Raw genomic sequence first — 26,575 nt, 5'->3', positions numbered from 1 at the left:
GGCTCCTACTCTCGATGGGTGCGGATCTCTTCCGGCCAGGCGAGCGTGATGCCGAGCGTGTCGCTCAGCAGGTGCTGGTAGTCCGACAGTTGCGCGGCGTCGGAGCGGACCTTGCGCGGCGGCAGGTCGCGGTCCAGGCAGAAGGCCGCGAGCGCGCCCACGGCCTCGCCGATGGCCCACTCGACGGGATGCAGCCGGTAGCAGCCGTTGGTGATGTGGGTGGTGCCGATGTTCTTGTTGGCGGGCAGCAGGTTGTCCACGCGCACGGGGACGAGCGCCCCGAGCGGGATCTGGAAGGGGTACGCCTCGATGTCGACGTAGGTGCGTCCCGCGGTGCTGGGATGCAGGTCGATGCGGTAGCGGCCGAGGCCCACGCTGTCGTGGAAGACCTCGCTGCCCGCGCCGTCCGGCCTGGCCTGCACGCCGACGTGCTGCTCCAGGACGGTGAACTCGGCGACGATGCGGCGCGACTCGCGGATGTAGGGGGTCTTGGCCAGCCCGTCGCGGGTGCCGGTCACGTCGGGCCGCAGCCGCAGGCCGGGGTAGCCGCCCTCGGTCTGCATCCAGTACAGGAACGACAACGACAACTCCCGGCTGCCCGCCAGGGTGACGGCGGGGTCGGCGCCGAGCAGCGGGCTCTCCCAGTAGTCGATCTGCGGCCAGTTCACCATGGTCAGGTCGGGCAGGCCGGTGAACTGCTCGCCGGCCAGGATGCGGCGGAACTGCCACAGGTCGAAGTGCCCGGTCCCGTCGCCGAACAGCCGCCACTCGCGCCGCTCCAGCGTGATGGGCACGACGTCCGTCCACGACAGCTGCGGCCCCGGCCAGAACGGCGCGACGGTGTCGCGCCAGTGCTCGTAGCCGGCGGGCCGGTCGATGACGTGCTCCTCCCCCGGCCGGTGCTCCAGGGCGAAGCACCACGAGATGGCCTGCTGGTCGAGGGGGTCGGCGGTGTCGGGGGCGTGCGGCTCGCCGGTCGTGTCGCGCCCTTCCGCCCCGACGACGTGCTCGACGTCCGCGAGCTCCAGCAGGTCGCCCAGCTCGGTGGCGTCGATCACGTACGGCGCCGCGACGGTCAGCTCCCCGCCCGTCTCCAGGTCGCGCAGCGTGACGGCGTCGACCCTGTCGCCGCTCGTCCACGCGGCGACCGGCTCGTGGCGGAGCAGGACGGTGATCAAACCCGACGCCCGCCAGGGGGCGAGCATCTCGTCGAGGACGGCGACGGCCACGCGCGGCTCGTGGTTCATCCTGCTGACGATGCCGAGCCCGGGGTCCGTCAGCGGGCCGGCGCCCGGGCGCACCGGGTAGTTGCGCCGGTAGTAGCCGCGCACCCGGCGCCGCAGGTCGGCGTAGCCCGGCGGGGCGAACTCCCGCTCGATCCAGGGGTGCTCGTCCGGCGGCACGGCCTGCGCGGTCAGCTGGCCGCCCAGCCAGTCGGTGTGCTCGGTGACGATCACTTTCCGGCCGAGTTTCGCGGCCGTGAGCGCGGCCGCGACGCCGCCCAGGCCGCCGCCGACGATGAGCACGTCAGTTCGGAGTTCCGTCATTCCCCGTGGGCTCCTTCGTGTGTGTAGAGGGCCGCGTCGATGAGGACAGGGGCCATCGCCGGGTCGCGGCGCGGCCCGGGGTGAGCTGGTCGCCAGGGCCTAGAGCCGCTCGTCGCGGGCGGTGGCGATGGTGGTGCCGGGGACGATCGGGCAGGGGACGAGCAGGCTCTCGGGTGGCCGGTCGGGGTGGTCGAGCATGTCGATGACCCGGTCGACGGCGATGCGGCCGATGGCGACGCGCGGGATCTCCAGGGAGTCCCACCGGGCGGAGGTGCCCTCCCAGGTGGCTTCGAGCACGGCGACGGAGACGTCCTCGGGCACGCGTACGCCACGTTCCCTGAGCCCGCCCAGCAGCTGCTCGGCCAGCCGGACGCTCTCGGCGACCACGGCCGTCTCGCCGCCGCGGACCAGCTCGTCGATCCAGTCGCCGGTCAGTCCGCTCTCGCCGCGGAAGCCGGGCGACCTGTCGGTCAGGCCGAGCCGCTCCACCGCCTCGCGGTAGCCGTCGCGCCGGTCGGCGTACGGCTCCATCTCCATGGGCTCGCGCAGGTAGGCGAAGCGGCGGTGGCCGTGCCCGGCCAGCTTGTCGACGATGCCGATGGCGGCGCCGCGGTAGTCGGGGATCACGCACGGGATCTCCGCGCCGGGCACCTCCCTGCGGCCGATGTGCACGAACGGGTAGCCGTCGGCCCACAGCCTGGCCAGCTCCGCCCGGTCGGTGGAGACGCCCAGCAACACGCTGCCGTCGGCCAGGTTGAGCCGGTTGGTGCCGTCGCGGTAGACCCTGCGCCGCCCGTCGCCCGCTCCCGTCGAGGTGAACATCACCAGGTCGAAGCCGGTCTGCTCGGCCCGCTCCTCGATGCCGAGCAGGAACTCGAAGTAGAAGTCGTCGCGGGCGTGCGGGAAGACCGCCTCGAAGGTGTGCACGCCGATCAGGCGGTTGCGCTTGTTGCGCAGGTTGCGCGCGGACGCGTTGGGGACGTACCCGAGCTCCTTGATCGCCGCGAGCACCCGCTGGCGGGTCTCCTCGGGGATGCGCGCGGAGTCCACGTCCCCGCTGATCACGCGGGACACGGCCGACTGGGACACCCCGGCCAGCCGGGCCACGTCGGACTGGCGCGGGGCCTGCCCGCGGCGCTTGGGCGTCATGGCCCTTCCTCCTCTCCCGAGCCGCCGGCGCCGGCGGCTCGCAGGGCCAGAGCGGCCGCGTGGGTGGTGGCATCGAGCTCGCCGGCCCGGCCCTTCTGGTGCAGCCAGCAGTGCGCCCAGTGCCCGCCGCCGAGGTCGGTGCGCGGCGGCGCGCTCTGCCCGCACTCGGGCATCGCGAACGGGCAGCGCGGGTGGAAGCGGCACCCGGCGGGCGGGTTCAGCAGGCTCGGCGGCTCCCCCAGCTCGTCGGCGCCGTCGAACAGCGCGGCGCGGTCGTCCTCGCCGCGGCCGGGGTCGGGCGAGGACTCGACGAGCAGCTTGGTGTACGGGTGCCGGGGCCGGGCGATCACGTCTTCCTTGGGGCCGCCCTCGATCATGCGCCCGGCGTACATGACGACGATGTCGTCGCAGAGGTAGCGGGCGCTGGCGATGTCGTGCGTGATGTAGAGCAGCGCCAGCCCGTCCTCGTCGCGCAGCCGGGCGAGCAGGTTGAGCATGTCGAGCCGGATGGACACGTCCAGCATCGAGATGGGCTCGTCGCCGAGCAGCACCTTCGGCCGTACGGCGAGCGCGCGGGCGATGACGACCCGCTGGCGCTGGCCGCCGGACAGCTCGTGGGGGAACTTGTCGACGAAGTCGGCCGCGGGGCGGAGGCTGACCCGTTCGAGCAGCTCCAGCACCTGCCGCTCCAGCTCCCGCCGGTCGCGGGTGCGGTGGTGCAGGCGCAGGGCGCGTTCGAGGTTGTAGCGGACGCGGTGCAGCGGGTTGAGCGACCCGAACGGGTCCTGGAAGATCAGCTGCACGTCGCCGTGGTAGCCGCGGCGGCCGGTGTCCGCGCGGCCGTGCAGCAGCACCTCGCCGCTGGTGGGCGGGTAGAAGCGGGCGAGCACGCGGGCCAGCGTGGTCTTGCCGCTGCCGCTCTCCCCCACCAGGGCCACGATCCGGCCGGGCAGCAGCGCCAGGGTGGCGTCCTCCACGGCCCGCACGACGCCGCGCCTGCCGGCGGGGAAGTGCTTGGCGACCTCACGCGCCTCGAGCACGGGCTCGCTCATCAGTGATCACCTCCAGCAGGGTAGAGCAGGCAGGCGACCTCGTGCCCGGCGGCCGGGACGAGCGCGGGCAGGGTGGCGTCGCAGCCGTCGAAGCGCTCGGGGCAGCGGGGGTGGAACGCGCACCCTGGCGGTGGCCTGCGCAGGTCGGGCGGGCTGCCGGGGATGCCGGTCAGCGGCCGCAGCGGGGCGTGCAGCGGCGGGAACGAGTCGCGCAGGCCCTGCGTGTACGGGTGTTTCGGGTCGGTGTAGAGGGCCCGGGCGGTGCCGATCTCGACGATGCGGCCCGCGTACATGATGGCGATCCGGTCGGCCACCTCCAGCAGCAGCGACAGGTCGTGGGTGACGAACACGACGGCGAAGCCCAGCTCGTCGCGCAGGCGCAGCACCTGGGAGAGGATCTGGCGCTGCATGACCACGTCCACGGCGGTGGTCGGCTCGTCCATGACGACCAGGTCGGGCCGGCAGGCCAGGGCGAGCGCGATGGCCGCGCGCTGCCGCATGCCGCCGGAGAGCTGGTGGGGGTAGCCGCGCACCCGGTCGGCCGAGATGCCGACCATGGACAGCAGCTCGGCGGCCCGCCGCCAGGCCTCCTTCTTGTTCATCCGCCGGTCGTGGGCGCGCAGCGCGTCGGCGAACTGGGCGCCGAGCCGCATCACCGGGTTGAGCGCGTCCATCGCGCTCTGGAGGACGATGGACAGGCTCGTCCAGCGCAGCTCCCGCAGGGCCCTGTCGTCCAGCGTGACGAGGTCGACCGGCGGGCCGCCGTCGCGGCCGTGGTAGAGGATGCGGCCCGCGGTGGTCACGGCGGGCGGGCGCTGGAGCCGGGTCAGCGCCGTGATCAGGGTGGACTTGCCCGACCCCGACTCTCCGGCCACGCCCAGGATCTCGCCGCGGCGCAGCGTGAACGACACGTCCGCGCACGCCCGCACCTCCCCGGCGTACTCGACGCTGAGCCCGTCCACCTGCAGCACCGCGCAGTGGGCGGCCGGGGTGGCCGGCGCGTGTTCCTGTGTCTGGGAGGTCATGCCGCCTCGCTCCTCGCGATCCGTGCCCGGCGGGTCCTGACGACCCGGAGTTTGGGGTTGGCCACCTCGTCCACGCCGAAGTTGACCAGCGCCGCCGCCGTGCCGATGAGCGCGATGCACAACCCCGGCGGCACGAACCACCACCACAGCCCGCGCAGCACCGCGCTCTGCTGCTGCGCCGCCTGGATCATGGTGCCCCAGCTGATGGCCCCGGAGTCGGAGATCCCCAGAAAGGCCAGCCCCGCCTCGGCCAGCACCGCGCCGATCAGCGCGTGCAGGAACATCGAGGCGATCAGCCCGGTCAGGTGCGGCAGCACCTCGAAGAAGACGAGCCGGCGGTTGCTCTCACCGAGCAGCCGCATGGCACGGACGAAGTCGCGTCCCGCCACGCTCATGGCCTGGGCGCGCAGCGTGCGGGCGCCGCCCGCCCAGCCGAACAGCCCGATGATGAGCGCGATCGTCCACAGGCCCGTGCCCTGCAGGTAGCCGGCCACGACGAAGATGAGCGGCAGCACCGGCATGACGAGGAAGAGGTTCGTCAGGAAGTTCAGCAGGCCGTCCACGCCGCCGCCGAAGTAGCCGGCGGTCACGCCGACCAGCACCGCCAGCGCCGTGCCGATCCCGGCGGCCAGGAACCCGACGAACATCGAGCCGCTCGCCCCCGCGATCACCTGGGCCAGCACGTCCTGCCCGAACTGGGTGGTGCCGAGCAGGTGCTCCGCCGACGGCGGCTGGGCGATGGCCTGGATGTCGTTGGCCCGGGGGTCGAGCCCCAGCACGGTCTCGCTGAACCAGCCGCCGAAGATCGCGACCAACGCGAAGAAGGCGATGATGGCCGTGCCTGCGCGTACCTTCATGCGCGCTCCCTGATGCGCGGGTCGAGCAGCGCGTACACCGAGTCGGCCGCCAGGTTGGCGAGGAGCACGGTGAGCGTGATGAGGAAGAAGACGCCCTGCATCACCGGGTAGTCGCGCTGCTGGAGGGAGATGAACAGCAGGTAGCCGATGCCGGGGTAGCTGAAGACGATCTCGGTCAGCAGCGCGCCGCCGACGACGCCGCCGAGCGCGAGGGCGAAGCCGGTGAAGTTCGGCAACATGGCGTTGCGGGCGGCGTACCGGAGCATGACCCGGCGCGGTGACAGGCCCTTGGCCAGGGCGAGCAGCACGTAGTCCTCGCGGACCGTGGTGACGGTCATGTTGCGCATGCCGAGCAGCCAGCCGCCGAACGCCGAGAACACGATCGTCGCGGCGGGCAGGGCGCCGTAGTGCAGCACGCTCAGCATGAACGGCACGTTGAACCCGACGGGCAGGTCAGGGTCGTAGCCGCCGGCCAGCGGGAACCAGCCGAGCAGGAACCCGAACGCCCACAACGCCAGCAGCGCCACCCAGAAGTACGGCACCGACGACACGAACGTGGTCAGCGGGCTGACGATCGAGTCGAACCGGCCGCCGGCCCGCCACCCGGCGATCACGCCGAGCCCGGTGCCGACCAGGAACGCCACCACGGTGGTGCCGCCGACGAGCAGCAGCGTCCACGGCAGGCCCTGCCAGACCAGGTCGCTGACCGGGATGGGGAAGTTCCTGATCGACACGCCCAGGTCGAGCCGGGCGAGCTGGGCCAGGTAGTCGAGGTACTGCGAGCCGAGGTTGGCGCTCGGGTCGCCGAACAGGCGCTGGATGGACTCCAGCGTGCGCGGCGGCAACGACTGGCCGCTGACCCGCTCCAGCTCCTCGATGATCGCCAGCGACGGGTCACCGGGCATGAGGCGCGGGATGAGGAAGTTCAGGGTGACGGCCGACCACACGGCCGCGGCGTAGAACCCGAGCCGCCTGGCCAGGAAGCGCCCGCCGGTCATGGGGCGGCACGCTTGAGGTTCATCAGCGTCATCGTGGTGTCGGGGCCGAGGTTGGGGAACGGCACGTACGTGAACTTCTCGGGGGTGGGCCAGCCCGTCCACCGCCCGGCGTTGATCGCCACGAACCAGTACGAGTTGTAGATCGGGCTGAAGGGCACCTGGTCCACGACGATGGTCTGCATGTCCTGGGCGAGCTGCTTGAGCCGCCCTACGTCGGAGGTGCCCATCAGGTCGGACAGCACGGCGTCGGTCTTCGCGTCCTTCCAGCGGCCCAGGTTGGTGGCGGCCTTCTTGCCGACGGGCTTGACGGCGCGGCCGGCCAGCATGCTGTAGACGCCGCTCACGCCGGCGCCGCCGGTGGTGGCGATCGTCAGGTCGAACGTGCCGAGCTGCTGGCTCTCGTACAGGTTGGCGCCGGGCGCTCCGGCGGACTTGACCTTGAGGCCGAGCGCCGACTTCCAGCTGTTGATCATGATGTCGGCGTAGGGGGCCCAGCCGAAGTCCTGGTTGAAGGAGAGGCTGGGCGCGTACGCCTTGCCGTCCTTGACGAGCTTGCCGTCGTCGACCGTCCAGCCGCCCTCCGCCAGCTCGCGCCTGGCACCCTCGGCGTCGACCTGCTGCACCTTGCCGCGGTACTCCGGCTTGATCCAGTCCCGGTAGACGAGGTCGACGAGGCCGGTGGGGCCCGCCTCGGTGCCGGGCCGGTTGAGCGTGGTGACGATGTCGCCGCGCGGGATCGTCATCGCCAGCGCGCGGCGCACGTGCACGTCGTCGAAGGGCGGCTTGGCGGTGTTGTAGAGCATCGAGTACGCGCCGCCGGTGGCGTACAGCTGGTAGAGGTGCTTCTGCGGGTCCTTGGCGACGTACTCCTGCTCGGCCCCCGGCCACGACTGGATCGCCCAGTCGACCTCGCCGCGCAGCAGCTGCGCCTTCACCGCGTCCTGGTTGGTGGGGATGATCTTCAGGTATTTCATGGGCAGCTTGCCGCCCCAGTAGTCGTCGCGGGCGCGCAGCGTGATCTGCTGGGCGGCGAACGACTCCAGCACGAACGGGCCGGTGCCCACGGGGTCGGGGTTGGTCCAGGCGTTGAGGTCCTGTTTCTCCCAGATCTTCTTCGGCACCATCGGCAGCGACGACGAGGCGAACTGGTTGATCTCGCTGAAGCCGGGTTCACCGAACGTGACCGCGACCGTCGACCCGTCCACCTTCTCCACGTCTTCGTACGTGGTGCCGGCGAGGTTGAAGTCCGGGTTCTCCAGGGGCAGGCGCAGGGAGAACACGACGTCGTCGACGGTCAGCGGCGCGCCGTCGGAGAACGTCACCCCCTGGCGCACCTTGATCGTGAGCCGGGTGCCCTTCTCGTCGAACTCGAAGCTCTCGGCCAGCCACGGCTTGACCGTGCCGCCGTCGCTGTAGTCGATGCGGAGCAGCGGCTCGTAGATCATCTCCGCGTTGGTGGTCTTCTGCGTCGCGGGGCCGACGACGTTGTAGTTGCGGACGTACGTCGTGCCGGCGTCGGTCTTGCCGAAGACGATGGTGTCCGCGCGGGCGCCGCCGGCCGGCTGGTTCTGGACGCCCGCCGTGCACGCGGTGGCGAGCACCATCACGACGGCGGCCAGGAGTCCTCTTGTTCGCATGTGTGTCTCCAGGGGGTGCGCATACGTATGCGCAAGTCGGCCGGACGGGGAGGGCCGGTTGCTTCTACGTATGAACAGGGACGGTATGGACGTTACGGCGAGGCGTCAAGGGTGTGACCGGAACTTTTCGTCCCCCCCTTGACGGGCGAGCGTTCTGTGCTTAGCGTCCCGGATCAACCCATTCGGCAGATGTGCTCATACGTATGAGCAGTGGCGGGAGGCATCCGTGCACCAGATCGACCGGCTCCTGGACAAGCTCACCCTGGAGCGCAAGGTCCGCCTGCTGACCGGCGCGGACGAGTGGAGCACCCACGCCGACCCCGACATCGGGTTGCGCGCCATGGTGCTGTCCGACGGGCCGTCCGGCATCCGCGGCGTCACCTGGGACGAGCGCGACCCCGCGGTGAACCTGCCGTCCGCCACCGCGCTCGCCGCCACCTGGGACGTCACCACCGCCCACGCGTACGGGGCGGCGCTGGCGGCCGAGGCGCGGCGCAAGGGCGCCCACGTGGTGCTCGGGCCGACGATCAACCTGCACCGCAGCCCGCTCGGAGGGCGGCACTTCGAGGCGTACTCCGAGGACCCGCTGCTGACGGCCGACCTGGCGGCGGCGTACGTGCGCGGAGTCCAGAGCCTCGGCGTCGCCGCGACCCCCAAGCACTACGTGGGCAACGACTTCGAGACCGAGCGCTTCACGGCGAACGTCGTGGTGAGCGAGCGGGCGCTGCGGGAGCTGTACCTGGCGGCGTTCGAGAAGACCGTGGTGGAGGCGGGGGCCTGGGTGGTGATGTCGGCGTACAACGCGGTCAACGGCGCCACCATGACGGAGAACCCGCTGCTGGCGGAGCCGTTGTGCGGCGAGTGGGGGTTCGACGGCGTGGTGGTGTCCGACTGGTGGGCCGCGCGGTCGACCGTACCGGCCGCGCTGGCCAGGCAGGACCTGGCGATGCCCGGTCCGGACGGGCCGTGGGGGGACGCGCTGGTCGCGGCGGTGCGCGACGGGCTCGTCCCGGAGGCCGCGGTCGACGAGAAGGTACGGCGCCTGCTGCGGCTGGCCGCCCGCGTCGGCGCCCTGGACGGCCTCACCCCCTCCCCCGGCCCGGCGGCGGTTTCCGCCGAGGAGGGCGCCGTGCTGGCGCGGCGGGTGGCGGCCGACGGGATGGTGCTGGTGCGCAACGAGGGCGAACTGCCGTGGCCCTCCCCCGGCCCCCGGTCGGTCGCGGTGATCGGGCACAACGCCCTCCAGTTCCGCAGCCAGGGCGGCGGCAGCGCCACCGTGACGCCGCCGTACGTCATCTCCCCGCTGGACGGGCTGCGCGCCGCGCTGCCGGACGCCGAGATCACGTGGACCCTCGGCGCCGTCACCCAGGAGGGCCTCGCGGCGCTGCCGATCGCGCGGCTGACCGACCCCGTCTCGGGCGAACCCGGGGTGCGCGCCCGCTTCCTCGACTCCGGCGGCCGGGAACTGCTGAGCGAGAACCGCCGCTCGTCCGACCTGGCCAGGCTGAGCGGATCCCGCCCCGCGGGCACGACGTCGGTGGAGGTCACCACCCGCTACCTGGTACGGGAGCAGGGCACCGCGCGGCTCGGCATCGCGGGAGCCGGATTCGCCACGCTGGCCGTCGACGGTGTGCGGGTGCTGGAGCGGGAGCTGGTGCACGAGGGCGAGGACTTCGGCGGCGGCCTGGTCTCGCCGCCGCACGCCTCGGTCACGGTCGAGCTCGCCGCCGGAGAGGCCGAGCTGACGGCCAGGCTGGACGGCGTACCGCAGGGCAACGGCCTGACCCTCACGCTGGGCGAGGACCTGGCCCCCGCCGGCACGGCACGCGCCGGCGAGGTGGAGGCGATCGGGGCGGCGGTCGAGGCGGCGCGGCGGGCGGAGGTGGCCGTGGTCGTGGTCGGCACGAGCCCGGAGATCGAACGGGAGGCGGCCGATCGGGCCACGCTGGCGCTTCCCGGCGCGCAGGACAGGCTCGTGCGCGCGGTCGCCGCCGCCAACCCGCGCACGGTCGTCGTCGTCAACGCGGGCGCGCCCGTGCTCATGCCGTGGCGGAACGAGGTGGCCGCCGTGCTGCTGGGCTGGTTCGGCGGGCAGGAGTTCGGCAACGCCCTGGCCGACGTGCTGCTCGGAACGGCCGAGCCGGGCGGCCGGCTGCCCACCACCTGGCCCGGTGAGGAAACGGACGTGCCGGTCCTGCGGACCGCTCCTGTGGACGGGGTGGTGGCCTACGAGGAGGGCGTGCACGTCGGCTACCGCGCATGGCTGCGCGCCGGGACCGAGCCCGCCTACCCGTTCGGGCACGGGCTCGGCTACACGAGCTGGGAGCTGACCGACCTGGCCGCCTCGCCCAGTGAGGTGAGCCTGACCGTGCGCAACACCGGCGGGCGCGCGGGCAAGCACGTGGTGCAGGTGTACCTGTCACGGGAGTCGGGCGCGGTGGACCGGCCGGTGCGCTGGCTCGCCGGTTACGCGGTGGTGCGCGCCGGCGCGGGGCAGGCCGATCGGGTCACGATCCCGCTCCCGCGCCGCGCGTTCCAGCATTGGGACGGCGGCTGGCGGACCGAGCCGGGCGAGTTCACCGTCCACGCCGGCTCCAGCGTCGCCGACCTCCCCCTCACCGCCCGGATCGGCGCGCCGTAGGGCGACCGGCCCTGCACTCACCGCCCCGATCCGCGCGCCGGAGGGCGACCGGCGGGTAGGCGCGCTCCCGATCCCGCCGGCGGGTGTGGGGGCGCGCTAGCGCGGGAAGTCGTCGAGTTCGCGGACGGCCTGGTCGAGGTCGTCGGCGACCCCGCGGCGCAGCAGCCTGGCGTAGAGCCCGTCGCCGGTGACGCCCAGGCGGCGGATCAGGGCCGCACGAGCGCGCATCTGCGCCTGGGCGTCCTCGATGATGGTCTCCGTCCGGCCCTCCCATCCGTACGCGTCCAGGAACCGGCGCAACCGCGCGGGCCGCGTGCCGAACTGGGTGAAGCCCTCCGCGGCGGCCACGTGACGGGCATGCAGCGGCACCCAGCACAGCGCCAGCGCCGCCACGTCGGAGTTCACCGTGGTGGGGCCGGCGAAGTCCCAGTCGAAGAAGCCGACCAGCCGCCCGGCGTGGTAGGCGGCGTTGAACGGGCTGGCGTCGTTGTGCGCGATGACCAGCCCGGGCTCCCACGGCCGGCCGGTGCGCCAGTGAGCGTCCGCGGGCGGCACGAAGTCGGCCACCGTCTTGTGGTACGACCTCAGCCATGACGCCACCTGCACGAGCGTGTCCTCGGTGCGGGTCCACGACGGCCATACCAGGGCGTCGCCGACGGTGTCGCCTTCGAGATAGGTGAGGATCTCGCATCCGTCCGCGTCGATGCCGAGCACGCGGGGAGCCCCGTCGAATCCTCTGTTCTCCAGGTGCCGCAGCAACTGGTGAACGGACGCCGTCCACGCCCGCACCGGCCGCCGGACCTGGGATCCCACGCGCACGGCGCCCCCGTCGTTTCCGCCTCCGAGCCGACTCCCGGTCACGAGCGCCTCCCAACGGGCTCGGGCCGGGCGGCTCACGTCGATCGATGGTTCCCTGCTCCGCCCTTGCGCCCCATGAAATTTCGCACGGGACCGCTTCCTCAGCAAGGCCGCGGACGACCGTTCACCGGAGGCCCGGGAGGTGGACCGTGCTCACGACGCCGGCGCCGGAAGACGGTGGTTCGCGAACAGAGACAGAAAGGAAACAGAAAGGAAACAACGACCGTCCTAGAAAGATCGTGTTCCGCCATGCACCGATCGAGGAGGTTTCCTGGTGAGGCATGCTCCCCGTCACCGCCGGACGGCCACGGGCGTGGTCGTCTTAGGGCTGGTCGCCGCCGTTGTGCCGCTGGCCGCCACCCCTGTGTCTGCGCACAGAAAGGACTACGGGCAGAAGTGGTCGAACTTCAGCTACCACCACGTGACCGGCTACAACGATCAGTGGAAACCACCCATGACCAAGGCGCCACAACGCTGGTCGAATCACGCCAGGGTGGCCCTGCGCAACGATTCGGGCGCCAACTGCAACGTCAAGGTAGGACGCTACAGCTCATCAGGCTTCGGGCACTACTACAGCTACCACGTCAACGGCGGATCCACGGGCTGCTACATCACGCTCAACGCCCGCACGATCGCCAACAAGGCCAGCCGGTTCCAGAACTACGTGCACAGCGTCTTCACGCACGAGCTCGGCCATGCGCTGAGTCTGGGACACAACGAGCGCAACGACTCGATCATGTGTAAGTGCCGCAATCGGAACACCATGACGCGCCGCCAGTCGCACGACAACAGCGACGTGACGGATTACTACACCACCGGCTACACGAGGAAGTTCTGATGGCGAAGCGACACCTTGCCACGCTCGCCTTAAGCGCGGGCCTCGTCTTTTCTGTGGCGGGATGCGGAGGTGGAGCCGCCACGACGACGGCGGTTTCCATGGACGAGGCCGGCGCGCGGGAGGCGGTCGTGTCGGCCGACTATCCGGCTTTCGCCTCCGTGAAGGAGATGTGGGACGACGCGGACCTCGTGGTGCAGGCCAACGTCACCGGCATGCGAACCGCGAGGGACAAGCCCTCGAAGATCCTCGAACCCGGCGACGAGGGGTACGACGACCCCAAGGCCAACCCCCTGTACGGGCTCACCCCCGACGAGCTGGCCGAGGCCAGGAAGGTGGCCGAACAGGAGGTCGGCGACATCGTCACCATCGCCACGGCGGAGATCACCCACGTGTTCAAGGGCGATCCGGCCGACGTGCGCTCCGTCGAGGTCCGGCAGCTCGGCGGAGAGCTCGACGGCGAGAAGCTGACCGCGCTCGACGAGGTCAAGCTCGACCAGGACAAGAGCTACCTGCTGTTCCTGCACGCCTGGGACGACACCGGGGACCACACCATGGTGAGTCCGGAACAGGGGCAGTACGTCGCGACGGGCCCGGACGGCACGGCGGCCACGTCCGCGAAGGCGGGCGACACGTACACCCCGCTTCCCGGCAACGGGCTCCATGTCACCCGCGCCGCCCTTGACGAGCTCGCGAAGACGGACTGATCGGCGCCCCGGTCCGGCCGGCGATCCCAAGCCTCTATAAAGTGTAGTACTACATTTTGTAGAGCTTGGGAGGCCGCCGGTGCGGGTGCTTGTAGCGGGAGCGGGGATCAGCGGGCTGGCGGCGGCGCGGGGACTGATCGCCGCCGGGCACGAGGTGGTGGTGCTGGAGCAGGCGCCGGGGCTGCGGCTGGGGGGCGGGGCCATCACCCTGTGGTGCAACGGCACGGCCATCCTCGGGGACGTCGGCGTCGACCTGGAAGGCACGGGGCAGCGGCTGACGGCGATGCGCCTGCGGACCGCGGGCGGCCACCCGGTGCTGGAGCTCGACCTGGAGGCGCTGGCGAAGCGGTTCGGGTCGGCGGCCCGGGTGCTTCCGCGCGGCTCGTTGATCACCCTTCTGGCCGGCGGGCTGCCGGAGGACACCGTACGTTTCGGCGCGCGGGTCACGGAGGTGCGGGCCGACCGCGACGGTGTACGGGTGCGGACGCGGACGGGCGAGGAGTACGGAGGCGACTTCCTGGTGGGCGCCGACGGCGTGCACTCGCGGGTGCGGGCCCACGTCCTGGGCGACGCCCCGGCGGCGCTGACCGGCGCGGCGATCTGGCAGGGTCTGACGCCGGCCCCCTTCGACCTGGGGCCGGTCACGACGCTGATGATCGGCAGGCAGGGGGACTTCGGGTACGCGAGCGCGGGCGACGGGCTCATGCAGTGGTTCTTCGACGTGCCGTGGTCGCCTGACGCGCCGAGGGAGGACAAGCCGCTGGAGATGTTGCGCCGGCGGTTCGCGGGGTGGGCCTCCCCGGTCGAGCAGGTGCTGGATTCGCTGCGCGACGGCGACGCCGAGTTGTTCCCGCACACCCGGCACAAGGTGCCGTGCCGCTGGGGTGAGGGGCGCTGCGTGCTGCTCGGGGATGCGGCGCACGGCATGCCACCCGTCGGGGCGCAGGGCACCAACCAGGCGCTGGAGGACGTGGCGACGCTGGTGGACTGCCTGGCCACGGTGGCCGATCCGGCCGACGTCGTCGGCGTGTACTCCGCCAGGCGCAGGCGGCGGGCGGCCCTGGCCTCCACCGTCGCCTCGAACACCCTCGCCGTGTCAGGCCCGCGGACGCTGATGCAGAGCGAGCGCCTCATGCGCATGAACGGAGCCGCGCCGCCGCGGCTGGCCACCCGGGGGTTCGGCCGCCTGCTGAGCGCTCTCAGCGACCGGATCTGACACCTTCTCTCCCTCTCGCGGGGGACGTTCCTCCCCGGCCGAGGGGAAGAAGACCCCGGCGAGCGGCGTCTACGGTGACGGCCATGATGCGTTCTGATCGGCCACGACGCTGGCCCGCGTACGCGGTGGCGGGCCTGTTCCTCGGTTACGCCGCCGGGAAGGCCGCCTTCGCCACGCAGGCCCGGCTCGGGTTTCCCGGCGGCCCGCCGGTTCCGGCCTCCGAGGCCGCGAGCTACTTCATGGACGCGGCCACGGCGCAGTGGCTCGCGACCGCGTCCGGGGTGGCGGGGGCGGGGATCGTCCTCCTCACGGTCCTGCCGCCGGGCCGCCGGGTGCCCAGATGGCTGATGCTGCTCGTGCTCACCGGGATGGCCGCGGCCGTCTGCGGCGGCGCCGGCATCATGGCCGTGGACGGGTTCGTCGGCATCGGCGTGGGCTGGCAGTGGTACCACGGGCTGCTCGGGATCACCGTGATCGTGTTGTTCCTGGAGACGATCCGGTCCTACGCCGCGTCGACCGGCGGGCGGCGATTTGTCGGCGGCCGGACCGGGCCCTAAAGTCACGCCACGTGAGACTTTTCATGATCACGGCGCTGGCGGGCACCCTCGCCGCGCCGCTGACCGGGCCGGCGACGAGCGTGGCCGCCGCGGGGACGACGGTCCATCCCGTCGACCGCTCCGAGCTGACCGCCAACCCGCTCTACCAGGCGGGTCCGCTGCCCAGGACGACCTGCGGGGAGCCCTCGGTCAGGCGTGGCGACCGCAAGCTGGCGCGCGCCTACGTCAACGCGGTCGTCGCCTGCCTGGAGCGCACCTGGAAACGGCACCTCACCGGCGCCGGCCTGCCGTACGAACCGGTCCGGGTGCGGCACATGAACCGGATCCCCAGGAACCACTGCGACCTGGAGGTGGACGGCGCCGACTCCCAGGCGTGGTACTGCGAGAGGTCCCGCACGCTGATCTTCCAGATCGGCGAGGAGTGGGCCGCCGACCCCTCCGACCTGTGGCTGTTCCACACCGCCGCCTCCATGTACGCCTACCACGTCCAGTACCTGACCGGCATCTCGGCCGCCCTCGGCGAGCTGTCCGCCGGCGGAAGGGCGGAGTACCGCGAGCAGTCCCGGCGCTACTTCCTCCAGTCCGCCTGCCTGGGTGGCGCCTTCATGAAGAGTGTCTGGCCGATGACGGGGCGCTCCGCGAAAGACTGGCACCGCTTCAAGTCCCTTCCCGTCGGCGACCAGGACGGCAGGAACAGCTGGTACGGCACGACCGCCACGGTCCGCTCCTGGGTGGCGCGCGGTTTCGCCACCGGCGACCCGGGTTCGTGCAACACCTGGGCCGCCGCGTCCGCCAAGGTGGCCTGACCTCCTCCGCCTCCCCCCTCGCAAGGCCCCCGGCGGCCCGCGCGGGTCAGCCGGGGATGCGCAGGGCGAGCATGGCGACGTCGTCGTCGTTGTCGGAGGGCCGCACGCCGGCGAGGAGCGCGTCGCAGATCGGGCCGAGCGGCTGGTCGACCAGGGGCGAGGCGTACCTGGCGAGCCTGGCCAGCCCGTCGTCGAGGGAGTGGGCGGGAGACTCGATCAGCCCGTCCGTGTAGAGCAGCAGGACCGAGCCCGGCGGCAGCTCGACGGCGGCGTCCCCGCGCGCGGCAGGCAGCCCGGTGCCCAGCATCATGCCGTTGCCGTCCTCCAGGAAGCGGGCCCGCCCGTCGCGTTCGACCAGGAGGGGCGGCAGGTGGCCCGCGTTGGTCCAGCGCAGCCGCCAGGTGTCGTCCGGCTGCTCCAGCCGGGCGAAGATGACGGTGGCCATCGTCGTCTCGGCCATCCGCACCATCGCCTCGTCGAGCCGGTTCAGGATCATGCTGGGTGGCTTCTCCACCTCCCCGGCGTACGCGCGCAGCATGTTGCAGACCTGGGCCATGCCCGCGGCGGCGTCGAGGTCGTGGCCGACGACGTCGCCGATCACCAGGCCCGTCGCCCCGTCGGACAGGACGAAGGCGTCGTACCAGTCGCCGCCGACCTGGGAGGCGTCCGGCGCGGGCAGGTAGCGTGCGCTCATCAGCACCCCCGGCACGCGGGGCAGCGTCGGCAGCAGGTGGCGCTGCATGGTCTCGGCGACCCGCCGCTGCCGCTCGTAGAGGCGGGCGTTGTCGAGCGCGAGCCCGGCACGGCGGGCGATGTCCTCGACCAGCAGGAGGTCGTCCGGGGTGAACGCACCGGCCCGCTCGGAGCGCCCCAGGGTCAGGGCGCCCACCACCTCCCGCACGCCGCGGATCGGCACGATGCTCGCGGAGTGCATGCCGGTCCCCTCGAACAGCTCCCGCTGCTTCACCGCGATGTCCGAGTCGGGAACCCCCTGGTAGTCCTGCGGCCCCACCAGCGCGGGGGTGACTCCGCGCAGCGCCCGCGACAGGGGCATCATCGACTCCTGCGGCACCGGAGGCATCAGCCCTTCCAGCTCCCGCCGGTGCACCCGTACGCCGCTCTCGTAGTGCACCACGGATACGCGGGACACCCCGCCCTCCTCGGTGAGCAGGTCCACCACCGCCCAGTCCGCCAGCAGGGGCACCACCAGGCGGATGAGCTGGCGCACGGTCTCGTCGACGTCCAGGCTCGAGGTGAGCGTCGCGGTCGTCTCCGCCAGCAGGGCCAGCCGGTCCAGCTCCGGCATCGACGACGCGGACGGTCTCCGTTCCCCCTCTGCGGGCGCGGGCGAGGATGCCCCGTGGAAGAGCACCAGCGCCCCCTGGCCCCCCTCGGCGATCCGGCAGGGGGTCACCATCCAGGAGACCGCGATCAGCGAGCCGTCCCCGCGCTCCATCCATTCCTGGTGGCCCTGCCTGGTCTCGCTGGAGATGAGGGCCTGCCGCATCACGCACCGGCTCCGCGGCAGGGGTTCGCCGTATTTCCCGCGGTGCAGCAGGTCGTGGGCGTCCATGCCCAGCACGGTCGAGGCGGCGCGGTTGAGCATCTGCTCCGCCCGGGGGCTGACGCCGACGATGCGCCCCGCGTCGTCCACCACGTACGTCCCGGCGTCGGAGAGTTGGAAGGGGCACCCGTCCTCTGCCGCCAAGGACTGTCCGGCGTCCTCTGCTGGAACGTTCATGGCCGGCTCCTTTCCCTAGGCTGCGCTCTCTACCCAGCGACCTCCCACATCACCATTTACCTATTACGGACATTTCATGACAGCCTTCCCGTGGAGGGCGCCGCCGGCCCACCAGTCCTCTCGACCTGGTACGGCCCTCTCCCCCCGCCGGGGTCCAACCACCGTCCGGCCGGGCGCTAGCCGCCCGTGATGAGCCGGCGTTCCAGATGGAGGATGGGCTTGGTGGCCGTGCTGTCGTAGTTGCCGAGGGTCACCGACACCCAGTCCAGGTCCGGATAGACGTTGTACGTGTCGCCCACGCCCGGCCCGCCGCCGGTGTGGCCGAAGAGGCGCCGGCCGCCGAAGATGTTCGCCGCGAACCCGTACCCGTAGTGGGAGCACAGCAGCAGCGGGTCCTGGCCCTCCTCGGGAGGCACGACGGTCTTGCCGCTGGTCGCCAGCTCGACGGTCGCGTGATCGAGCAGCTTGCCGTCCTCCCGCAGAGCCTGCACGAACGTCAGCAGCTCTCCCGCGGTCGAGTAGGAGCCGCCGGCGGGCAGGCCGACGAACGGGGCCCTCTCGCTCGCCGTGAAGTCATAGCGCTCACCGGTCTTGCGGTCGGTCGTGTAGGAGTGCGCGATGTCGTCCGCGGCCAGGATCTGCGGCCTGGTGTAGAAGTCCGTACGCTTCATGCCGGCCGGAGCGAACACGTGCTTGCGTACGTAGTCGTAGTAGTCCTGCCCCGACACCTCGGCCACGATGGCCCCGAGCACGACGAACCCGTCGTTGCTGTACTTGTACCGGGTGCCCGGCGTGAACTGCGTCGGCAGGGGGCGGATGGCCTTCAGCGTGCCCTCCCACACCTCCTCGACCGAGTCCCACGCCTGCTCCTCCTGGTTCGGCGGTCCGCTCGTCTGCGGCGGCCTGCCCACACCGGAGGTGTGCGTCAGCAGCTGGTGGACGGTCACGTTCGCGGCCACCTCGGCGGGGAACCCGTCCAGGTAGGTGCCCAGCTTCTCGTGGAGTGCCACCTTGCGCCGCTGCACCAGCTGCAGCAGGGCCGTGGCGGTGAAGCACTTGCCGATCGAGCCGAGGTTGAAAAGGGTGTCCATCCGATTGGGCGTCTTCCGCGCCTTGTCGGCCATGCCGTAGGCGCGCTCCAGCACGGGTTTGCCGCGGTGGGCCAGCAGGACCGTGCCGGAGAACTCGCCGGCCTTGGCCCGGGCGGCGATGTACCGGTCGTACTGTCCGCCGGGGCGCAACTCCTTCGGTATCCGGCCGCGGCGGGACGCGGCGGCCGACGCGGGCCCCGCCACCACGCCACCGGCGACCGCGAACGGCGCGGCTCCCATCACTCCCAGCAAGGACCGCCGCGATGCCACAGGTGATCGACGTTCCATGATCATGCCTCCTCCAAAAACGACCGGCGCGGTTTCCCGCTATGGCCCGCGATCCAACACAGGGAGGCGTTTCCTGCGCGTTACCGCCGCCGCCGGGTGAGGGGCGCGCCGCCGGCCGGAAGGACACCCGCCGGAATCCGGCCGGCGACGGGCTGGCACGCTATGCCTGACGCCCAGCCGCCGGAGGGAGACGCGTATGAAGATCGTTGTCGACGACCTGTCCAGCCCGGAGATCGCCACGTTCCTTGACGAACACGTCCAGCAGATGCGATCCATCACGCCCTTGGAGAGCAAGCACGCACTCGACCTCGACGGGCTGCGCGAGCCCGGGGTCACGTTCTGGTCGGTCATGGACGGTGACACGGTCGTCGGTTGCGGCGCGATCAAACGGCTGGACGACGGCCACGCCGAGGTGAAGTCGATGCGCACCTCGCAGGCGCGACGGCAGAGCGGGATCGCGTCCCTGCTGCTGGACCACATCATCGCCGAGGCCCGCCGCATGGGTTTCACCCGGTTGAGCCTGGAGACAGGCTCGGCCGAGTTCTTCCTTCCCGCCCGGCGGTTGTACGAGAAGTTCGGCTTCGCGTACTGCGAGCCGTTCGCGGACTACAGGCCCGACCCGCACAGCGCGTTCATGACGAGAACCCTCTGACGCGCGATCGATGCACGGCACGGGCCCGCCAGGGACGCCGGCCCCTTCTCCCGGCGTCTCCTCCTGCGTGATCGTCACGTCCGCGGGGGGAGCCCGCCGGAGTCGCAGCAGGGTCCGGAGCGGACGTACAGCGCCTTGCCGGTGATGGCGGACGCGGCGTCCGAGCACAACCACAGAACGGTATGAGCGACACCCTCGGCGCCGCCCGAGCCGGCCTCCGCGCCGCCCGAACCGGCGACCGGGCCGGCGAGCGGGCCGGCGAGCGGGCCGGCGAGCGGGCCGGCGAGCGGGCCGGTTGCCACGGCGTTGACCCGGACGCCTGAGCCGGCCAGGTCCAGCGAGGCCTCGCGGGTCAACTCGACCACGGCGGCCTGCGGGCCATCGGACGGCACCAGGTTGACGATGCAGCCGCCGGTCCGGCGCATCGCCTGGATCTCGTACTTCAACGCCAGGGACAGCCCCCGCACCTGAGCGGCACAGTCACATCCGGGGTCGCAGCCTGCCGCGCCACACGAAGCGGCGCCCTCGCATCCGGCGGCGTCAGAGGCGGCAGGGCGGCAGGCGACGTCGTTGCAGGCGGCGTCGAGGCGGCCGAACGCGCCGAGCGTCTGCTCGACCAGCCGCCGCACCGACACCGGGCTGGCCAGGTCCGTCGGGACGGCGACCGCCTGGCCGCCCGCCGCGCCGAGGTCGGCGGCCAGTGCCGCGAGGGCCTGGCCGTCGCGGGCGGCGAGCACCACGCTGGCGCCCGCCCTGCTCAGTGCGCAGGACGTGGCGGCGGCCCCGTGACCGATGCCGTGCCCGGCGCTGGCGACGATGGCGGTACGGCCGCTCAAGGCTCCGCGCGTCATGGTGGCCTCGCCCCCGGTTCGTCTCGCAGGTCCGGTACGCGACCGACGCTAGGAGCCCGCCGCCTCACCCCGCATCGGCGAAATCGCCGGTCTCGTCACCCCGCCGTTGCGGGCATCCCCGCGCCCGCACAGAACAGCCGCGTCGAAGCGTCCACGCCACGAACGCTTAAGAAGGCCCTGGCTTGGGATGATTGTCATGGGTAGCCGGTGCTTTCTATGCTCGGCGTGTGCTGGGGCGAGCCGACGAGACCGAGTTGCTGGACTCGTTGTTGCGGCGCGCCGCGGACGGGCACGGCGGCGGGGTCGTGCTGCACGGCGAGCCGGGCATCGGCAAGACGGCACTGCTGTCGTACGCGGAGGAGCGGGCGGCCGGTTTCCAGGTGCTCCGCGCGGTCGGCGTCGAGCCCGAGGCGGATCTCGCGTACGCGACCCTGCACCAGCTCCTCATGCCCGTGCTCGGTTCGGTCGGCGAGTTGCCGGGGCCGCAGGCTCAGGCGCTGAACATCCTGTTCGGGCGGGCGCACGGCGGCCCGCCCGATCCGTTCCTGGTGGGCCTGGCGAGCCTGTCGCTGCTGTCCCTGCTGGCCGGGGAGCGGCCGGTGTTGTGCGTCGTCGACGACGCGCACTGGGCGGACCAGCCGACGCTGAAGACGCTGGCGTTCGTCGCTCGCCGGCTGGACGACGAGCCCGTCGCGCTGATGCTGGCCGCGCGGGCCGACGAGGGCCACGGCACCGACCTGCCTCACCTGCGCAGGGTCCCGCTCATGGGCCTCGGCGGTGAGGCGGCCACGGCGCTGCTGGCCGGGCGCGCGGGCGGGCGGCGGCTGACCGACGGCGAGCGCCGCCACCTGCTGGCCGCCACCGGCGGCAACCCGCTGGCCCTGCTGGAGCTGGCGGGCAAGGAGCTCCCGCCGGAAGGAGCGCAGGAGCCGCCGGCGTTGACCGACGAGTTGCGGCGCTCGTTCCTGAACCGGGTCCGTGCCCGGCACGCGGCGGCGTTGCCGCTGCTGCAGCTGGTCGCCGCCGACGGTTCCGGCAGCGTGGAGACGATCGAGAAGGCGGCCGTCGAGCTGCGCCTCGACGCCGGGCCGCTGCACCGGGCGGAGCTCGACGAGCTGCTGACGTACGACGGGCCGAGGCTGGTGTTCCGGCATCCGCTGATGCGGTCGGCGATCTATCACAGCGCCACGCCGGGACGGCGCGCGGCGATCCATCGCTCCCTCGCGTCGGCCCTCGACGCTCCGGCCGACCAGCACCGGCGGGCCTGGCACCGCGGTCAGGCCGCGACCGGCCACGACGAGGAGGCCGCGGAGCTGCTCGAACGCTCGGCCGAGCAGGCCGCGCTGCGCGGTGGCCCGGCGGCGGCCATGGCGGCGCTGTCGCGGGCCGCCGAGCTCACGGCGGCCGGCCCGCACCGGGGGCGGCGGTTGTGGAGCGCGGCGCGCGCCGCCGTTCGCGGGGGGTTCACCGCCACGGCCGGGGAGTTGCTCGACCGGGCCGAGCGCGAGCCCCATCTGGACGAGGTGGACCGGATCTCCGTGGCCGCGATGCGGGCCGTGGTGACCGAGTTCACCGGCTCTCCCGAGGACGCGATGGACCTGGTCAGGCCGTGGATCCCGCGGGCGCTGCGGGTCGACCGGCGCCGCTTCACCCCGACCATCGCGATGTACGGCGACCTCGGAACCCGTACCAACCGGCCGGGGACCTGGGCCGAGCTCGCCCGCTGGCTCGACGAGGGCACACCGGAGCGGGACGGCCGGGACGCTCGGGACGGAGGGGGCGATCCTGAGGAGGCGGTGCTGCGGCTGCTGCGCGCCGCCTGCCTGGCCCGCGCCGGCCACGACCCGGGACCCGCCGTACGGGACGGCGCCGGCGTGGACGGGCTCACCGACCCGATCACGATGACTCTGGCCGGGGCCATCGCCCGGGGGCTCGGCGACCGCGAGCTGAGCCGGCGCCTGTACCAGAACGCCGGGCGGCTGGCCCGCGCCGGCGGCTCGCTGGGCGCGCTCGCGTGGAACCTCGAATACCAGGCGGCCGACGAGCTCGCCCGCGGCAGGCTCGGGCTGGCGGAGGCCCACGCCGAGGAGGGCTGCGCGTTCGCCGCCGAGGTCGGCCAGCCGAACACGGCCTGCCGCAACCGGGGGCTGCTGGCCTTGTGCGCCGCGATCCGCGGCCGTCCCGACGCCGGTGAGCTGGCCGCGGAGGTGCTGGCCGAGGCGAGCGAGCGCCGGCTGGCGGATGCGACGGCGTACGCCAGGCGGGCCCTCGGGTTGATGGAGCTGGTCGCGGGCAGGCACGGCGAGGCCGCGCGGCATTTCGAGGCGGTCGGCGGGTGGGACGCCGACCAGCCTTCGGACCTGGCGATGGGCCTGGTACCCGATCTCGTCGAGGCTCTGGTCAGGGCCGGCGAGCACGACCGGGCCGCCGTGGCCGCCGCCCGCTACGCGCGGTGGACGGAGCACACCGCGTCGCCGGAGCTGGGCGCGCTCACGGCGCGCTGCCGGGCGCTGGTCCGCGAGGACGGCGCGGCCCACTACGCGGAGAGCCTGCGCCTGCACGCGCTGGCCGACGCCCCGCTGGAGCAGGCCCGTACCGAGTTGCTGCTGGGCGAGCAGTTGCGGCGCGACCGGCGGCGTTCCCAGGCGCAGCAGCACCTGCGCGGCGCTGCGGAGACCTTCCGCCGCATCGGCGCGATCGCCTGGGCCGATCGCGCGCTGGGCGAGTTGCGCGCCACCGGCGAGTCGGCGCGCACCCCCGAGGCGGGGGCGCTGACCACGCTCACCCCTCAGGAGCTGCGCATCGCGCTGGCCGTCGGCGAAGGGCTGACCAACCGGGAGATCGCCGCGCAACTGTTCCTCAGCCCGCGCACCGTGGACTACCACCTGCGCAAGGTCTTCCAGAAGGCCGGCCTCACGTCGCGGGCCGAGCTCATGCGCATGGTGCTCGCCGAACGCCCGGCGTAGGGCCGGGCGCAGGACCAGCACGAAGGCCGGCGCGAGGACCGGTGCGAGGACCGGCGACTTCACTGATTCGGCGGCGCGCCGGCCCTCCTAGCGTGAGGGGCCTCAACGTCCTTCACGTCAGGAGTCCGGCATGACGAACCACGAACGCCTTCCCGGCGGGGCGCGCACCGCCGCCCGCCTCGTCTGGCACTACCTCGAACTGGTCATCGCGGCGGCCCTCGGGATGATGCTGCTCGACCCCCTGTGGATCTCGGTGCTGGAGGTCGGCCGGTTCGACGTCTACCTCCTGCTCATGGCGGCCGGCATGGCCGCCGGTGTGGTGATCTGGATGCTGGTGCGCCGGCACGCCCGGCCGCGGATCGCCGAGATGGGGCTGTCGGTGTTCCTGCCGTTCCCCGTGCTGCTCGTCCCTTACTGGTTCGGTGCCTTACCGGCCGCTTCGGTGTCGCTCATCGGGCATGTGATCCCGCTCGTGCTCATGGCGGCGGCCATGGTGTGGCGGCGCGCGGAGTACGCGGATCCCCGGCACCGGTTCAGGTTCCGGGGCAGGTGGTTCCGCGGGACGGCCGTCGTCCTGGCGGCGCTGCTGCTTCCCGGCGCGGTCTCCGCGGTGAACACCGTCGGCAAGTTCGGCGACCTGTACACGGCCCGCGCGGACGCGGTGACCGCCCGGCCGGCGCCGAAGGCGCACGACCCGGCCAAGCCGACGGTGGCCCTGCTGGCCGGCGGCGGCGGCACGAACGTGGCGGACCTGCTCGGGCCGTACGAGGTGCTGGCGGGCACCGGCCGGGTCAACACCTACGTCGTCTCTCCCGGCTCGCGGCCGGCGCCCCTGACCGGCGGCCTGGATCTGGTGCCCGACCTGACCTTCGGCGAGCTCGCACGGCTGCTGAGCGACCGGAACGACAAGCTCGACGCCATGGTGGTCCCCGCCATGGACGACCCCGCCCCCGCCGAGCTCGGCTCGATCACCCGCTGGCTGCGGGAGCAGTCGGCCGCCGGCGCCGTGGCGATGAGCGTCTGCAACGGGGCGCGCACGCTCGCGTCGAGCGGGCTGCTGGACGGCAGGCCCGCGACCTCCCACTGGTTGCGGATGGCCGGGCTGCGCGGCGACTTCCCCGACGTCGGGTGGGTGACCGGCGTGCGCTACGTCGACGACGGGAACCTCATCACCACGGCCGGCGTGTTGTCCGGCATCGACGGCGCCCTGCGCTTGCTCGAACGGCTGGTCGACCCCGGCACCGCGCGGGAGGCGGCGCGCAGGGTGCACTGGCGGCACTACGCCCCCGGCGCTTCCGCGCGGATCCCCGCGTCCGAGCTGGAGCCGCCTGACGTGGTGGTCGCGCTCAACTCCTCCTACCAGCCGGGCCCTTCGTCCATCGGCATCCGGGTCGCCGACGGCATCGGGGAGCTGGAGCTGGCCTCCGCGTTCATCTCGTACACCGAGCACGCCATGGTCGGGCGCACCGTCGCGCTGGGCGACGGGCCGTTCCGCTCCAGGCACGGCCTGACCTTCGTGCCGCGCTCGACGGTCGCGGCCGCCGCGCCCGGGCTCGACCGCCTGCTCGTGCCCGGCCTGGAGGCCGCCCGCGGGCAGGTGGTGGCCCCCGTGGCGGGCCTGCGGCCGGTGTACCTGCACGCCGAGGAGGAGTTCGCGTTCGATCCGGTGCTGCGCGACATCGCCCGTACGTACGACGTGCAGACGGCCCGGTGGACGGCGAAGACGCTGGAGTATCCGGTGACCGACGTCGCGCTGAACGGCAGCGCCTGGCCGTGGCCGGCGACGATCGTGCTCCTGGTGCTGGCGCTGCTGGGGGCCGCCGCGGCCGTCGTCGCCCGGCTGGTGGCCCGCCGGATCCGTACGCGCCACTAATGGGCTTGTCGTTCCGTTAGCTTGTCGGCGCCTGAACGGGAAGTCAGCCCCATCAACGGGAAGCAGGTCCGGAACCCGGCCCGCCCGGCGCGTGCCTTCGCCGTGTCAGGGCATGTGCCGTCCTTGGGGGTTGAGGCCGGTGGACGCCGGCCTGACAGGAAGGAGACGGGGGATGGACCGCGAGAAGGTCAACGAGTTCCTGGGCCGGGTCGTGGCCGACATGGCGGCCACCGAGGCGGCCGGCTCGGTCGTGGTCGGCCAGCGGCTGGGCCTCTACCGCGCGCTCGCGCAGGGCCCTGCGACACCCGAGGAGTTCGCCGAGCGCACCGGGTGCCACCCGCGCTACCTGACCGAGTGGCTACGGGGCCAGGCCGCCGGCGGGTACGTCGGCTACGAGCCGGAGACCGGCCGGTTCTCGCTGAGCGAGGAACAGGCGTTCTGCCTGGCCGACCCGGACGGCCCGAACGTGCCGGCGGCGTTCCTCATCGCTCTGGGGATGCTGCGCTCGGAGCCGCGCATCACGGAGGCGTTCCGCACGGGTGCCGGCGTCGGCTGGCACGAGCACGACGAGGACGTCTTCGTCGGGTGCGACGCGTTCTTCCGCGCGGGGTACGCGGCGGAGCTGATCCCGCACTGGATCCCGGCGCTGGAGGGGGTCGACGAGAAGCTCACCGCCGGGGCCAGGGTCGCCGACGTCGGCTGCGGCCTCGGCTCGTCGTCGCTGCTGCTCGCCAAGGCGTACCCGCGCACCACGGTTCTCGGCTCGGACTACCACACCGAGTCGATCGCGCTGGCGCGCAAGCGGGCCGCGGAGGCCGGCCTGGCCGACCGGGTCGGCTTCGAGATCGCCGGCGCGCAGGACTTCAGCGGCACGGACTTCGACCTGGTGGCGATGTTCGACTGCCTGCACGACATGGGCGACCCGCTCGGCGCGGCCCGGCGGGTGCGGGGGGCGCTGGCTCCTGACGGTACGTGGCTCCTGGTGGAGCCGCTGGCCGCGGACCGGGTCGAGGAGAACCTCCACCCGCTGGGGCGGCTGTACTACAGCGCGTCCACGTTCCTCTGCGTGCCCAGCGCCCTGTCCCAGCCGGGCGGGTACGCGCTGGGCGCGCAGGCCGGGAGCGCCGCGATCCGCGAAGTCGTCACGGAGGCGGGCTTCACCCGGTTCCGTGAGGCGGCGCGGACGCCGTTCAACATGGTCTTCGAGGTGCGCCCGTAGGAAGAGCAG

21 protein-coding genes are annotated in these 26,575 nt (G+C 72.6%); 10 read left to right on the top strand and 11 right to left on the bottom strand.

Annotated elements, in window-relative coordinates; all coding sequences use genetic code 11:
• Positions 1–5: 5 nt before the first annotated feature.
• The 7 genes from ABGA98_RS23350 to ABGA98_RS23320 all read right to left on the bottom strand — a co-directional run bounded on the left by ABGA98_RS23350 (position 6) and on the right by ABGA98_RS23320 (position 8,265).
• Positions 6–1,547 carry an FAD-dependent oxidoreductase gene (locus tag ABGA98_RS23350; RefSeq protein WP_347620510.1) on the bottom strand — a complete coding sequence of 514 codons (1,542 nt, stop codon included), beginning with the start codon at positions 1,545–1,547 and terminating at the stop codon, positions 6–8.
• 99 nt (positions 1,548–1,646) lie between these two features.
• Positions 1,647–2,696 (bottom strand): LacI family DNA-binding transcriptional regulator, encoded by a 1,050-nt coding sequence (locus ABGA98_RS23345; protein WP_347620509.1) that lies wholly within the window; start codon positions 2,694–2,696, stop codon positions 1,647–1,649.
• A complete protein-coding gene (locus ABGA98_RS23340) occupies positions 2,693–3,748 on the bottom strand; it encodes an ABC transporter ATP-binding protein (protein WP_347620508.1) in 1,056 nt (351 codons plus the stop codon). The genes ABGA98_RS23345 and ABGA98_RS23340 overlap by 4 nt, the downstream gene beginning before the upstream one ends.
• Positions 3,748–4,773, bottom strand: a complete 1,026-nt coding sequence (locus ABGA98_RS23335) for an ABC transporter ATP-binding protein (protein ID WP_347620507.1) — start codon at positions 4,771–4,773, stop codon at positions 3,748–3,750. The genes ABGA98_RS23340 and ABGA98_RS23335 overlap by 1 nt, the downstream gene beginning before the upstream one ends.
• The gene (locus ABGA98_RS23330; RefSeq protein ID WP_347620506.1) at positions 4,770–5,630 is read right to left on the bottom strand and encodes an ABC transporter permease; all 861 of its coding nucleotides are present in this window, start codon (positions 5,628–5,630) and stop codon (positions 4,770–4,772) included. Before ABGA98_RS23330 ends, ABGA98_RS23335 begins: the two co-directional genes overlap by 4 nt.
• Positions 5,627–6,628, bottom strand: a complete 1,002-nt coding sequence (locus tag ABGA98_RS23325; protein ID WP_347620505.1) for an ABC transporter permease — start codon at positions 6,626–6,628, stop codon at positions 5,627–5,629. The genes ABGA98_RS23330 and ABGA98_RS23325 overlap by 4 nt, the downstream gene beginning before the upstream one ends.
• Complete coding sequence (locus tag ABGA98_RS23320; RefSeq protein WP_347620504.1) at positions 6,625–8,265, bottom strand: ABC transporter substrate-binding protein; 1,641 nt, start codon at positions 8,263–8,265, stop codon at positions 6,625–6,627. The genes ABGA98_RS23325 and ABGA98_RS23320 overlap by 4 nt, the downstream gene beginning before the upstream one ends.
• Before the next feature lie 226 nt (positions 8,266–8,491).
• On the opposite strand from ABGA98_RS23320, the gene ABGA98_RS23315 reads away from it, so the two are divergent.
• A complete protein-coding gene (locus tag ABGA98_RS23315) occupies positions 8,492–10,906 on the top strand; it encodes a glycoside hydrolase family 3 C-terminal domain-containing protein (protein WP_347620503.1) in 2,415 nt (804 codons plus the stop codon).
• A gap of 96 nt (positions 10,907–11,002) precedes the next feature.
• Here ABGA98_RS23315 and ABGA98_RS23310 read toward each other — a convergent pair whose 3' ends face one another.
• Positions 11,003–11,725 (bottom strand): phosphotransferase, encoded by a 723-nt coding sequence (locus ABGA98_RS23310; RefSeq protein WP_347620502.1) that lies wholly within the window; start codon positions 11,723–11,725, stop codon positions 11,003–11,005.
• 313 nt (positions 11,726–12,038) lie between these two features.
• Between ABGA98_RS23310 and ABGA98_RS23305 the strand changes: the two genes are divergently transcribed.
• From ABGA98_RS23305 to ABGA98_RS23285, 5 genes are all read left to right on the top strand, one after another.
• Complete coding sequence (locus ABGA98_RS23305) at positions 12,039–12,602, top strand: matrixin family metalloprotease (RefSeq protein ID WP_347620501.1); 564 nt, start codon at positions 12,039–12,041, stop codon at positions 12,600–12,602.
• A 98-nt stretch (positions 12,603–12,700) separates the two neighbouring features.
• Positions 12,701–13,306, top strand: coding sequence for a hypothetical protein (locus ABGA98_RS23300; RefSeq protein ID WP_347620500.1), 606 nt, complete (start codon positions 12,701–12,703; stop codon positions 13,304–13,306).
• 79 nt (positions 13,307–13,385) lie between these two features.
• Positions 13,386–14,522: an NAD(P)/FAD-dependent oxidoreductase gene (locus ABGA98_RS23295; protein ID WP_347620499.1), complete on the top strand. Its 1,137-nt coding sequence runs from the start codon at positions 13,386–13,388 to the stop codon at positions 14,520–14,522.
• A gap of 83 nt (positions 14,523–14,605) precedes the next feature.
• On the top strand, positions 14,606–15,079 hold the full coding sequence (locus ABGA98_RS23290; protein ID WP_347620498.1) for a hypothetical protein: 474 nt from the start codon (positions 14,606–14,608) through the stop codon (positions 15,077–15,079).
• A gap of 11 nt (positions 15,080–15,090) precedes the next feature.
• Entirely contained in the window at positions 15,091–15,885 is a 795-nt protein-coding gene (locus tag ABGA98_RS23285; protein ID WP_347620497.1) for a hypothetical protein, read from the top strand.
• A 46-nt stretch (positions 15,886–15,931) separates the two neighbouring features.
• Here the strand turns inward: ABGA98_RS23285 and ABGA98_RS23280 are convergent, their stop codons facing one another.
• Both ABGA98_RS23280 and ABGA98_RS23275 read right to left on the bottom strand, forming a co-directional pair.
• Positions 15,932–17,626, bottom strand: coding sequence for a SpoIIE family protein phosphatase (locus tag ABGA98_RS23280; protein ID WP_347620496.1), 1,695 nt, complete (start codon positions 17,624–17,626; stop codon positions 15,932–15,934).
• Positions 17,627–17,802: 176 nt separating this feature from the next.
• Positions 17,803–19,005, bottom strand: coding sequence for a serine hydrolase domain-containing protein (locus tag ABGA98_RS23275; protein ID WP_347620495.1), 1,203 nt, complete (start codon positions 19,003–19,005; stop codon positions 17,803–17,805).
• Between the two features lie 196 nt (positions 19,006–19,201).
• Between ABGA98_RS23275 and ABGA98_RS23270 the strand changes: the two genes are divergently transcribed.
• Positions 19,202–19,657 (top strand): GNAT family N-acetyltransferase, encoded by a 456-nt coding sequence (locus tag ABGA98_RS23270; RefSeq protein WP_347620494.1) that lies wholly within the window; start codon positions 19,202–19,204, stop codon positions 19,655–19,657.
• Positions 19,658–19,731: 74 nt separating this feature from the next.
• On the opposite strand, the gene ABGA98_RS23265 is transcribed toward ABGA98_RS23270, so the two are convergent.
• The gene (locus tag ABGA98_RS23265; protein ID WP_347620493.1) at positions 19,732–20,508 is read right to left on the bottom strand and encodes an SDR family oxidoreductase; all 777 of its coding nucleotides are present in this window, start codon (positions 20,506–20,508) and stop codon (positions 19,732–19,734) included.
• A gap of 227 nt (positions 20,509–20,735) precedes the next feature.
• Here ABGA98_RS23265 and ABGA98_RS23260 point away from each other — a divergent pair, with 227 nt between their 5' ends.
• The 3 genes from ABGA98_RS23260 (at position 20,736) to ABGA98_RS23250 (ending at position 26,566) form a co-directional block, all read left to right on the top strand.
• Positions 20,736–23,474 carry an AAA family ATPase gene (locus tag ABGA98_RS23260; protein ID WP_347620492.1) on the top strand — a complete coding sequence of 913 codons (2,739 nt, stop codon included), beginning with the start codon at positions 20,736–20,738 and terminating at the stop codon, positions 23,472–23,474.
• A 130-nt stretch (positions 23,475–23,604) separates the two neighbouring features.
• On the top strand, positions 23,605–25,347 hold the full coding sequence (locus ABGA98_RS23255) for a DJ-1/PfpI family protein (protein WP_347620491.1): 1,743 nt from the start codon (positions 23,605–23,607) through the stop codon (positions 25,345–25,347).
• A gap of 172 nt (positions 25,348–25,519) precedes the next feature.
• Positions 25,520–26,566, top strand: a complete 1,047-nt coding sequence (locus tag ABGA98_RS23250; protein ID WP_347620490.1) for a class I SAM-dependent methyltransferase — start codon at positions 25,520–25,522, stop codon at positions 26,564–26,566.
• The last annotated feature ends 9 nt before the right edge of the window (positions 26,567–26,575 follow it).

Origin of the sequence: Nonomuraea sp. B1E8 (assembly GCF_039871515.1) — a bacterium.
Lineage (GTDB): Bacteria > Actinomycetota > Actinomycetes > Streptosporangiales > Streptosporangiaceae > Nonomuraea.
Note: the sequence above shows the minus strand (reverse complement) of the source record. Positions and strands in the feature narration are given on the sequence as shown.

What these genes read in the sequence shown, in the direction of transcription:
- ABGA98_RS23270 (WP_347620494.1), top strand. Translation starts at nt 19,202, where the DNA reads ATGAAGATCGTTGTCGACGACCTGTCCAGCCCGGAGATCGCCACGTTC.
- ABGA98_RS23325 (WP_347620505.1), bottom strand. Translation starts at nt 6,628, where the DNA reads ATGACCGGCGGGCGCTTCCTGGCCAGGCGGCTCGGGTTCTACGCCGCG.
- ABGA98_RS23255 (WP_347620491.1), top strand. Translation starts at nt 23,605, where the DNA reads ATGACGAACCACGAACGCCTTCCCGGCGGGGCGCGCACCGCCGCCCGC.
- ABGA98_RS23340 (WP_347620508.1), bottom strand. Translation starts at nt 3,748, where the DNA reads ATGAGCGAGCCCGTGCTCGAGGCGCGTGAGGTCGCCAAGCACTTCCCC.
- ABGA98_RS23250 (WP_347620490.1), top strand. Translation starts at nt 25,520, where the DNA reads ATGGACCGCGAGAAGGTCAACGAGTTCCTGGGCCGGGTCGTGGCCGAC.
- ABGA98_RS23280 (WP_347620496.1), bottom strand. Translation starts at nt 17,626, where the DNA reads ATGAACGTTCCAGCAGAGGACGCCGGACAGTCCTTGGCGGCAGAGGAC.
- ABGA98_RS23290 (WP_347620498.1), top strand. Translation starts at nt 14,606, where the DNA reads ATGATGCGTTCTGATCGGCCACGACGCTGGCCCGCGTACGCGGTGGCG.
- ABGA98_RS23335 (WP_347620507.1), bottom strand. Translation starts at nt 4,773, where the DNA reads ATGACCTCCCAGACACAGGAACACGCGCCGGCCACCCCGGCCGCCCAC.
- ABGA98_RS23265 (WP_347620493.1), bottom strand. Translation starts at nt 20,508, where the DNA reads ATGACGCGCGGAGCCTTGAGCGGCCGTACCGCCATCGTCGCCAGCGCC.
- ABGA98_RS23275 (WP_347620495.1), bottom strand. Translation starts at nt 19,005, where the DNA reads ATGGAACGTCGATCACCTGTGGCATCGCGGCGGTCCTTGCTGGGAGTG.
- ABGA98_RS23330 (WP_347620506.1), bottom strand. Translation starts at nt 5,630, where the DNA reads ATGAAGGTACGCGCAGGCACGGCCATCATCGCCTTCTTCGCGTTGGTC.
- ABGA98_RS23345 (WP_347620509.1), bottom strand. Translation starts at nt 2,696, where the DNA reads ATGACGCCCAAGCGCCGCGGGCAGGCCCCGCGCCAGTCCGACGTGGCC.
- ABGA98_RS23350 (WP_347620510.1), bottom strand. Translation starts at nt 1,547, where the DNA reads ATGACGGAACTCCGAACTGACGTGCTCATCGTCGGCGGCGGCCTGGGC.
- ABGA98_RS23320 (WP_347620504.1), bottom strand. Translation starts at nt 8,265, where the DNA reads ATGCGAACAAGAGGACTCCTGGCCGCCGTCGTGATGGTGCTCGCCACC.
- ABGA98_RS23300 (WP_347620500.1), top strand. Translation starts at nt 12,701, where the DNA reads ATGGACGAGGCCGGCGCGCGGGAGGCGGTCGTGTCGGCCGACTATCCG.